We start from the raw sequence: 7,071 nt of genomic DNA, 5'->3' as shown, positions 1-7,071 counted from the left end.
AAGGACGGCGACGTCCTCAGCCGAGCCGCACTAATCGCCCGAGCTCTTCCGGAACCGCACCTCGCGGCCCGCGGGACATGCGCTCGAAAGCGCGGTCCGGGCACGAGGATGCCCCCGAGTCACCTCCCCTATGCGCCATGCGGCCCCCAGGGCACGTAGATGAGACCCAGGACACCGTAACGGTGGGCGCCGCCCACCGGTCAGCGGCCAGAGCATGGGGGGCACGCCCGGTCCCGTTCCGAACCCGGAAGCTAAGCCCCATCGCGCCGAGAGTACTGCGGGGCCAGCCCGTGGGAGGCCAGGGCGCCGCTGACCGGTGGACGGCACCGAGCCGTCGGATGACTTGAAGAAGGGGGAGGCCTCGCGGCCTCCCCCTTTTTTTTGCGTTTACGGGGTGTAAATGACTCAATTACACCAGACGATCTTGTTGTTTTCGGTATTGAGCCTTTATTTAAAGAAAATAAATCGTATAACAAGGGCAACTGCTATGGCCGCAATGATCATAAGCAGGATTGTCAGCTGATGCTGCTTGCGTCGTTTACTTGACGAAACGAAGATTGACTTTCCCTGTTTTGGCGTTTCGAGATAGCGAGCCGAATGCGTCAAGGTTTGCTTGGGTCGAGGCCCTCTTTGTTGATGAGCGGCGGATGCTTTCATCGGCTCATCGCTAGCTGCGCTGTTTTTAGATAATGGTGCGTCTTTCAGATATACAGGGTCTCCCGAGGCAACGCCCATATGTTTACGTCCCGTTTGGGCATCCTCGAGCGTTTGATATCGATTTCTCGTCACATAATCGGGCTCAGGATCATTAATGGGCTCTTGCGAGATGTGGGGGCGATGGAACCGTGGCGGCTGCGTAGAAGTATCTTCGCCCTGCGTCGGCATAAACATATTGTTCTGGTTTTTGTCGTCCATGATGCCCTTTAGCTCGTTACCAACAACGTGTACGCGCTCATTGTAAGCCCCTTGTTATTTGTAGCTGCGAACATACTTCTTATTTAAGCTCTGGTTCAAAGAACCTTAACCTTACTAAGACCTGAGTCATACACACTTAGATATGCTTATAGTACTGGACTCAAAAAACTTTATAGTCGATGTATATATGAGCACTGGGTGGGCATATATAAGAGCGTCAAAAGAAGTCCCAGTCACCTAGAAGATGGCTCGGCAGTCCTTAAAAGGAGTGGTAAACATGGCAAGCATGGTTCCTTATCGTTCGGTTTTTGGCGTTCGTCCTTCTGCTAGCTCGCTGTTCGATCTGTTTGATGATATGACCGACCTTGCAAACAACTCGATTGCCTCCAAGGCGTTCCCCGTTGACGTTGAGGACAAGGGCGATGGCTACGAGGTCAAGGCGTATCTGACCGGTGTCGCCAAGGATGACATCGACGTTGAGCTCAATGAGGGTCGCCTGTCCATCAGCGTGAACGTCGAGGAGAGCGCCGAAAACGAGGGTAAGAACTTCCTCCAGAAGGAGTTCGGCTCGTACAGCGCGACGCGCGGCGTGTATCTGAAGGACGCTTCGAGCGAGGGCCTTTCGGCTAAGTATGCTGACGGCATCCTGACCGTTACGGTTCCCAAGATTGTCGAGAAGAAGAACGTCACGAAGATCTCTATCGACTAACGATGGCTCTGCTTCAATCGAGAGTATGAGTTAAGGGGGCTGGGAAGTGATTCCCAGCCCCCTTTTGTTGTCTTGAGGGGCTATTGAATGGTTGTCGGTTGATACTGGCTTGCAGGGCGTATCGAGAGCTTCCGTGGCCCTTGAAGACGGGTGGCAGAACTGCCGAGTTCATCATCGAGACTTGCATCAAGCGCGTTGGCATAGCTTTTGACGGTAAGGCTTGGACGATTATTGTCCTGGCTGATATGCATGGCGATGAGCTGTTCGGTGCGATCGGTAACAAGTTCGCGCGCGGCTTCGGCGGCCTGGTTGTTGGAGAGGTGCCCCTTTGTGGACAGGATGCGCTCCTGAAGAAAGCGGGGGTACGCTCCTTCGCGCAACATAGTTACATCGTGGTTACTTTCGAGCGCGAGAACTCGACAGTCTTTGAGGATGCCTATGGCCTTGCTCGATAACTCTCCGGTGTCGGTGGCAAACCCAATGGAATCATCGAGAGCATTAAATCGATAGCCGACAGGATTGATGACATCGTGCGATGTTGAGTAGGTTTGCACGTGGATGCCGGCAATGGGGAGCGTGTCGCCGGGGTCAAATTCCTCTACGGGCAGGTGCGCGAGGTTTTCTTTGCATGAAAGGGTGTCCCTGCTGGCAAAGAGGGGACCATGCCAGTGCTTGCACCATACATCGAGCCCCTTGATATGGTCACCATGCTCATGGGTGATTACAAGAGAGGCGACGTCGTCTGCCGAGAGGCCAAGCTCCGCCATGCGTTTAAGTGTCTCGCGGCGGGACAGGCCGTTGTCGATCATGATGAGCCCCTGAGGCCCCTCGACGAGTGCGCAGTTGCCTTTTGAGCCGCTGCCGAGGATATGAAGGTGCCGGCGAGACATAAGATTCCAAAGGATACAATGAGTGCGGACGAATAGAGGAGGAAGCGAATGCCAACGGTATCTCAGCACTATGGACATCATGCCGCGCCGAGGACGGATAAGAGCGCCCTGGCAACGCGGCGGGCCGCTGCCCCCGTAGTGCTCATGGTATCAGGCGGTGCGGACTCGACGGCGCTGCTCCTTATGGCTTGCACATCAAAGCTGGATATCCAGGACGGGCGCGGCGTCGCTCCCATTGCGCGCGAGCGATTGCACGTGCTGCATGTAAACCATCATCTGCGCGGGGAGGCATCCGATGGCGACGAGGCCTTTGTACGTGACCTGTGCGCGCAATACGGCTTGCCGCTGTGTGTTGAGCATGCCTATTTTGATGACGAATCGGGCAATATCGAGGCTGCGGCTCGCGAGGTGCGCTATGCCGCGGTACGGAGATATGTTCGCGAACTTTGTGCCGAATCGGGCGCACCGCGGACGGCGGCTCGTATCTGTACCGCGCATACTTCGTCGGACCGCGCGGAAACATTTTTGATGAACGCCATTAAGGGGTCGGGCCCGGCTGGGCTTTCGAGCATTCCCCGTCGAAGGAATATCGTGGTGCGCCCCTTGCTTGACCTAACTCATGGCGAGCTCGTGAACTATCTGCAGGTGCATGGTCAGCCATGGCGGGAGGATGAGAGCAACGAGGACGTTTCGTACCTGCGCAACTATGTGCGCCACCGGGTGATGCCGGTGGTGGCACAGCGCAACGCGAACGTCTGCAAGACGATTGGTGCCGCTTGCGAGATCCTGGGCGACGAGGATGCGTTTTTGTCTCAGCTTTCGGCACAGGCGTTTCGAAGCTGTCTGCGCAAGGAAGTGTCGGGTGCGCTGGTCCTCGACGCGCGCCGCCTTGCTGCGGCCGAGGTGGTGATTGCGCGGCGCATGGTGCGACTGGCAATTAAGCGCATCGACCCCGATGCTCGGCCGGAGATGCGGCATGTGGAGCGCGTGCTCGCCTGTGTTGCCGAGGGTGCGGGCTCGGTCACACTCCCGGCGGGAATTGATGCGCGCGTGGAGTTTGGAATGCTGGCACTCAAGGCTCCGGTGGCGCGCGAGGGCTTAGTTGCCGACTGGATTTCCGTTCCCGGGCGCCTGTCGTTGGGGGCGGGGCGTATGCTGGTGGCCGAGCCGATGGCCGTTGAGCCGGGATACGATGTCGTGCGTCGAGCCCGCGAGCTTGTGGCTGCCGGAGAGGTGGCCGCTATCGTGGATGCGGCAGCCTTGGGCTTTGCCGACCGCGATAGCGATCGGATGCTCGCTGGCTCGTGCGGAGAGATTCCCGCTGAGGCTCGATCGGCGCGCTTGTGGGTGGATAACCCTGTGCCGGGGGATGTGATGTGCCCGCTGGGAATGAGTGGTCGAAGCAAGAAAGTGTCCGACCTGCTCAACGAGGCGCGCATTCCCGTTTCCGAACGCTCTGGCGTGCCCGTGGTAAGAACGGCTCCGGGAGGAGCTGTGGTGTGGGTCGCGGGCGTTCGGGCCGACGAGCGTTTTAAATGCACGGCTGCAACGCGCGTGGCATATCTGCTCCGCGTAGTCGATGCGGAATAGCGCCTTGCGCCTACTATTCTGTGCGACGTTGACGGTATTCCCGCGCTGATGGCGCACGGGCTGGTAAATATACCCCGTGCGCTGCTAGAATGTGTAGTTCGCGTCCATACGGCGGTGTGTGGGCGATAAGCACAAGAAAGGGTTGTCATGGCTTCTCAACATCCGGATATCGAGAAGGTTCTGTTTACGCAGGAGGATATCGACGGTATCGTCTCTCGCCTAGGCGAGCAGATTACTCGCGACTACGCGGGTAAGGATCTGGTGCTGATTGCGGTCCTACGCGGCGCCGTGGTCTTTATGGGCGACCTGATGCGCAAGATCGAGCTGCCGACCAACATCGATTTCATGGCTGTTTCGAGCTACGGCGACGGCGTGAAGTCCTCCGGCATCGTGCGTATCATTAAGGACCTGGATATCGACATCCGCGGTCGCGACGTGCTGATCGTCGAGGACATTCTGGACTCGGGCCTGACGCTCAAGTACCTGATGAAGAACCTCGAGAGCCGCAAGCCCGCTTCTCTGGAGGTCGCCGCCTTCCTGTGGAAGGACGTTGAGGACCGTACCTCGGCCGTCACGCCCAAGTATGTTGGAACCCATTGCCCCGATGCCTTTGTGGTGGGCTACGGCCTCGACTATGCCGAGCGCTATCGCAACCTTCCGTATCTGGGCATTTTGAAACCGGAGGTTTATTCGTAAGATGCCCGACGACCGTAACGATAACAATTCCCAGACTCCCCGGGAGCCTAAGATCCCGGGGATGCCCGGAGGCAAGAAGCCCACGCGTACGGGCTGGCTGTATTTTATTTTGGCTTGCGCGCTTCTGGGCTACGCCTTCTTTAACATGGGCTCCGGCTTTGCCAATTCCAGCAATACCGTAAAGCTCGCGACGAGTGAGATGGTCAATGCCATTAAGCAGGACCGTGTCGAAGATTTGACCTATACGGTTCAAGACGGAAGCGTGGCGGGCCATTACTGGAAGACAAAAAAGGACAAGGGCGACACGAGCGAGCTCAAGAGCTTCTCCTCGACCTATGTCGGCTCCGATTCGCTTGCCGAGCTTATGGCAGAGCACCCCGATACCAAGTACATCGTCAACACCAATGACCCCGATTTTTGGGCCGACTTTGCGATGAGCGCGCTGCCGACGATTGCCCTGATCGCCATCATGTTCTACTTTATGCGCCAGATGATGGGCGCCAACAACAGGAACATGCAGTTTGGCAAGACCAACGCCAAGACCAACGAGGCAACGCGCCCCAAGGTCAAGTTTGAGGATGTTGCCGGTGTAGACGAGGCAGTCGAGGAGCTCGAGGAGATTCGCGACTTTTTGAGCGATCCGGACCGCTATCGCAAGCTGGGCGCCAAGATCCCGCGCGGTGTTTTGCTGGTGGGCCCTCCGGGTACCGGTAAGACGCTGCTGGCCAAGGCCGTTGCCGGCGAGGCCGGTGTGCCGTTCTTTAGCATCTCGGGCTCCGACTTTGTCGATATGTTCGTGGGCGTCGGCGCCAGCCGCGTGCGCGACCTCTTTAAGGAGGCCAAGTCTCAGGCCCCGTCGATCATCTTCATCGATGAGATTGATGCCGTGGGACGTCAGCGCGGAGCCGGCTTGGGCGGCGGTCACGACGAGCGCGAGCAGACGCTCAACCAGCTGCTGGTCGAGATGGACGGTTTTGAGGAGAGCGAGTCGGTCATCCTGATCGCCGCCACCAACCGCCCCGACATTCTGGATCCGGCGCTGCTGCGTCCCGGCCGTTTTGACCGTCAAGTTACGGTCGACCGTCCAGACGTAAAGGGCCGCGAGCAGATCTTGCGCGTGCATGCCGAGAACAAGCCGATGGACGAGGACGTTAAGTTTGAGAAGCTCGCCCAGATGACCGTTGGCTTTACCGGCGCCGACCTGGCGAACTTGCTCAATGAGTCTGCACTGTTGGCTGCCCGCCGTCATCGTTCTGTGATCTCGATGGACGAGGTCGAGGAATCGATGGAGCGCGTGATTGCCGGACCGCAGCGCAAGGGTCGCGTGATGACCGAAGCTGAGCGCACCACGATTGCCTACCACGAGAGCGGCCACGCTTTGGTGGGTCACATCCTGGAGCACTCCGATCCGGTCCACAAGATCTCGATTGTCAGCCGCGGCCAGGCTTTGGGTTACACACTACAGCTTCCGCAGGAGGATCACTTCCTCAAGACCAAGAACGAGATGCTCGACGAGCTTGCCGTGTTCTTGGGCGGCCGCGTTGCCGAGGAGCTTATGTGCGACGACATCACGTCGGGCGCGAGCAACGACCTGGAGCGCGCAACCAAGATGGCGCGCGAGATGGTCACGCGTCTGGGCATGAGCGAGGAGCTGGGCACGCAAGTGTTTGGCGAGGCACAGCACCAGGTGTTCCTTGGTCGCGATTACGCCGATCACCAGGATTACTCCGAGGAGACGGCGCGTCGCATCGATATCGAGGTTCAGCGCATCATGCGCGAGGCCCATCGCCGTGCGGTCGAGATTCTGGATGCCCGTCGCGATCAGCTCGATCTGATGGCGACGGTGCTGCTCGAGCGCGAGACCGTCGAAGGCGACGCCGTGAATGCCCTGCTCGACAACGAGTGGGACGCTTACCTTGAGCGCGAGGGCGATATCCTGGCGGCCAAGGAGGAGCGCAACGCCAAGGCTGCCGGTATGCCGACCAAGAAGCGCACGCCTCGCATGAGCGAGGAGGAGCTTGCGGCAGACGCCGCGGCTTTTGCGCAGGCGGCCATGCAGGAGGACGCCGGCGTCGCGTCTGAGGATGCTGACGATGCCGAGAGCGCTGACGAAAAGAAGGCCGGCGGCAATACTGACGTCGACGAGTAATCTTTGTAGCAAAAGCCTCCGCGGGGAAACCTGCGGAGGCTCTTTCTTTTGAGCGATATGTTGATTGGGGACAGACTTAAATGAGCGTTTTCACGCATTTAAGTCTGTCCCCAATCAACATT

6 protein-coding genes and 1 rRNA gene are annotated in these 7,071 nt (G+C 58.5%); 5 read left to right on the top strand and 2 right to left on the bottom strand.

The genetic code is table 11. From position 1 onward, the window contains the following. Window positions 1-199: 199 nt before the first annotated feature. Window positions 200-315 (top strand): 5S ribosomal RNA (gene rrf, locus PMW67_RS05960). 132 nt (window positions 316-447) lie between these two features. Here rrf and PMW67_RS05955 read toward each other — a convergent pair. Continuing rightward, entirely contained in the window at window positions 448-915 is a 468-nt protein-coding gene (locus PMW67_RS05955; protein WP_271739079.1) for a hypothetical protein, read from the bottom strand. Window positions 916-1,192: 277 nt separating this feature from the next. On the opposite strand from PMW67_RS05955, the gene PMW67_RS05950 reads away from it, so the two are divergent. Continuing rightward, window positions 1,193-1,624, top strand: a complete 432-nt coding sequence (locus PMW67_RS05950) for an Hsp20/alpha crystallin family protein (protein ID WP_117779449.1) — start codon at window positions 1,193-1,195, stop codon at window positions 1,622-1,624. Window positions 1,625-1,704: 80 nt separating this feature from the next. Here the strand turns inward: PMW67_RS05950 and PMW67_RS05945 are convergent, their stop codons facing one another. Further along, window positions 1,705-2,514: an MBL fold metallo-hydrolase gene (locus PMW67_RS05945; protein ID WP_271739077.1), complete on the bottom strand. Its 810-nt coding sequence runs from the start codon at window positions 2,512-2,514 to the stop codon at window positions 1,705-1,707. Window positions 2,515-2,562: 48 nt separating this feature from the next. Between PMW67_RS05945 and tilS the strand changes: the two genes are divergently transcribed. From tilS to ftsH, 3 genes are all read left to right on the top strand, one after another. Further along, window positions 2,563-4,104 carry a tRNA lysidine(34) synthetase TilS gene (gene tilS, locus PMW67_RS05940; RefSeq protein ID WP_271739075.1) on the top strand — a complete coding sequence of 514 codons (1,542 nt, stop codon included), beginning with the start codon at window positions 2,563-2,565 and terminating at the stop codon, window positions 4,102-4,104. Window positions 4,105-4,251: 147 nt separating this feature from the next. After that, window positions 4,252-4,800, top strand: coding sequence for a hypoxanthine phosphoribosyltransferase (hpt, locus tag PMW67_RS05935; protein WP_055251779.1), 549 nt, complete (start codon window positions 4,252-4,254; stop codon window positions 4,798-4,800). A 61-nt stretch (window positions 4,801-4,861) separates the two neighbouring features. Further along, complete coding sequence (ftsH, locus tag PMW67_RS05930; protein ID WP_271739073.1) at window positions 4,862-6,949, top strand: ATP-dependent zinc metalloprotease FtsH; 2,088 nt, start codon at window positions 4,862-4,864, stop codon at window positions 6,947-6,949. Window positions 6,950-7,071 lie beyond the last annotated feature (122 nt).

It is taken from the genome of Collinsella aerofaciens, assembly GCF_028209395.1.
Classification (GTDB): domain Bacteria; phylum Actinomycetota; class Coriobacteriia; order Coriobacteriales; family Coriobacteriaceae; genus Collinsella; species Collinsella aerofaciens_AZ.
This window is presented reverse-complemented; position numbering and strand designations above follow the sequence as displayed.